Source organism: Streptomyces sp. AC550_RSS872 (genome assembly GCF_019049285.1).
Classification (GTDB): Bacteria; Actinomycetota; Actinomycetes; order Streptomycetales; family Streptomycetaceae; genus Streptomyces.
The window spans coordinates 1-216 of sequence record NZ_JAGMUL010000182.1; the positions used below are offsets into that span (position 1 = coordinate 1).

The following is a 216-nucleotide window of genomic DNA, read 5'->3' on the forward strand; positions in this document are numbered from 1 at the left end:
CAGGTCTGGTCCGGCCAGCCGTGCGCCACCGGCCCTTTGGCAAGCTCCTGCTCCAGCACGGCGAACAGCTCGTCACTGAGCAGCGGCAAGGACGCCGGGCCCTTCGAGGCCAGGGCTCTCGGCCCGTCCTGCGACCAAGCCTTGCGCCAGCGCTGTACCGACCGGACGCTGACCCGCAGGTCGTGCGCGATGACCGCGTTCTCGTCGCCCTGGGAG

The 216-nt window shown here is 71.3% G+C and carries 1 protein-coding gene; it reads right to left on the minus strand.

Annotated elements, in window-relative coordinates; translation table 11 throughout:
• The coding region (locus tag KUM44_RS39715) for a helix-turn-helix domain-containing protein (RefSeq protein ID WP_217214632.1) at nucleotides 1-216 on the minus strand (216 nt) is incomplete at both ends.